Genomic DNA, 2160 nt, shown 5'->3' with positions numbered 1-2160 from the left:
ACCACCGGATGACGCTGGGCGCGTCGGGGCTGCGGGCGCGCGCCACCGCGCAGGGCGCGGGGCTGGCCGCCCTGGCCCAGCGTCATCCGGTGGTCGTCGAGCACGTCGAGCCCCCGGCGGCACGCCTCCAGGACGCCTCGCGTCGACCCGGCCGCCTGCGCCCGCAGCGCCTGCGCCGCCCAACCCGTCAGCCGCGCGAGCGGAGGCCCGCCGCGCCTGCTGCGGGCGGCCGCCGCGAGATACCGCTCGGCCTCCGCCGTCCGGCCGAGGTCCAACGCGATCCGGCCCGCGAGCAGCGAGGCCTCCGGCGCGGCCGGCGCGCCCAGCGCGGCCAGCCGGCCGGCCACCGTCGCCGCCTCCGCGACCAGCCGCCCCGAACCGCGCCCGGCCGCGTGCCGCGCCTCGATCAGCACCAGCCGTGCGTGCGTCTCCCACCAGGCGCGCCGCTGCCCCGCGAACAGCCGCACGGCGAGCGCCGCACGGGCGATCGCCGTCTGCGGGTCGCCCGCCAGCCGGGCCGCCCGCGCGGCGGCCAGCAGCAGCTCCGCCTTGCGGGTGGACTGGCCGCCGAGCCCGTCGAGCGCCCTGACCGCCGCGTCCGCCCCCGCCAGCGCCTCGGACGGCAGTCCCGCCGCCATCAGCACCTCGCAGCGCCGGATGTCGAGCATGAACGTCGGCGTACCGAGCCCGGCGTAACGCTCCTGCGCCTCGTCGAACAGCCTGAGCGCCGCGGGGACGTCGCCGGAGCGGAACGCGGCCAGACCCCGGCTCTCCACGGCGTCCGCCTTGTCGTGCTCCTGGCCCGTGGTGCCCCACAGCGCCTCCGCCGCGCCGAAGTCGGCGTTCGCCTGCTTCACCGCGCCCAGCGCCAGGTGCACCGTCGCGCGCAGGGTCAGGGCGCGCGCCGTCCAGATCACGTCGTCCGCCTGCCGCAGCACGGTGATGGCCCGCCGTACGTCCTCCAGCGCCTCCCTGTGGTGCCCCAGCACCCACCACGCGTAGGCACGCCGGTACAGCACGCGCGCACGCGTGTGCCCGGTACCGCGCTCGACGCCGCGCCCCAGGGCGTCCAGGCCCCGCCGGGTGCGCCCCGCGTGCACCAGCGCCACCCCGAGGGTGCCCAGGACGTCCGCCTCCCGCTCGGCCGAGTCCGCGCGCGCCGCCCAGTCCCGGGCCCGCCGCAGATGGGTCAGGGCCAGCCGCAGATCACCGAAGTCCCGCTGCCAGATGCCGATCACCTGGTGGGCGACGGACGCGTGCAGCGGCGGGGGACCTTCGCCCAGCACCCTCTCCGCCCTCGCCAGGGCTTCGCCCGGGTCGGCGAACACCATCGGCAGCAGTTCCAGCACCGATTCGCTTCCCGCTGTCACCCCACGGATGGTAGTGCTCCGCAACCGTGCTCCACAGGTGTGATGTTGTATCAAACGGCCGCCCCACGACTCTGGTTGACGACGCGCCGTCCGCCGACGGCCCGGCCGGGCACCCGCACCACCCGACACCAACGCCGTTCCACGACAACACCGTTCACGACAGCAGCTCTACGACAGCTTCCGCGGCCCCGGCCGCCAGCGCCCCGGTGGAGGACACGCCATGGCACCACAGCGATTCCGCGAGCAGTACGACCAGATCCAGCGCTCCATGCCCGACGTCCCCCTGGCGATCGGCCCGGACGACGCGGGGGAGTTCCTCTACGAGAAGGGCGTCGTGCTCGCCCGCGACGGGGAGGAGGCGCGCATCGTCGAGGACACCGTGCGGCGGCACTTCACCGCGTTCGCCGGCCTGAGCGCCGACCAGGTGCGCCGGGCGGGCCCGGAGAGCAACCGCTCGGGCATCACGCGCATCCGGGTCGCCGACCCCGGGCAGGGCGACGGCAGCGGCGACCCCGCCGTCGCGAACGCCCTGCGCGCCCTGCGGGAGCCGGAGGGCCGCACCGGCCGCCGGCTGGTCGGCCGCAACCACGTGGTGTCGATCGCGGTCAACGCCTGCCCCGGTGACGAGCCCGTGCCCGTGGAAGCCGGGGCACGGCCCAACCCGGCCGCCGCCGACGGCTCCCACACCCCGGACAGCGCCGTCGGAGTCCTCGTCGTCGACACCGGCCTCATGAACGACTACCGCTCCTACCCGCTCCTCGCCCACACCCGGGGCGACGCCCAGGTCGAG

Annotated in this window: 1 protein-coding gene and 1 pseudogene; one reads left to right on the top strand and one right to left on the bottom strand. The window is 76.6% G+C overall.

Annotation, left to right across the window (positions count from 1 at the left end):
- Positions 1 to 1331: tetratricopeptide repeat protein (locus AOK18_RS27440; RefSeq protein WP_240503334.1), on the bottom strand; the 1331-nt coding region annotated here is incomplete at its 3' end.
- Between the two features lie 259 nt (positions 1332 to 1590).
- On the opposite strand from AOK18_RS27440, the pseudogene AOK18_RS27435 reads away from it, so the two are divergent.
- Positions 1591 to 2160: pseudogene (locus AOK18_RS27435) on the top strand (S8/S53 family peptidase); the annotation flags it as partial.

The organism is Streptomyces prasinopilosus, from assembly GCF_001419695.1.
GTDB lineage: Bacteria > Actinomycetota > Actinomycetes > Streptomycetales > Streptomycetaceae > Streptomyces > Streptomyces prasinopilosus.
This window is presented reverse-complemented; position numbering and strand designations above follow the sequence as displayed.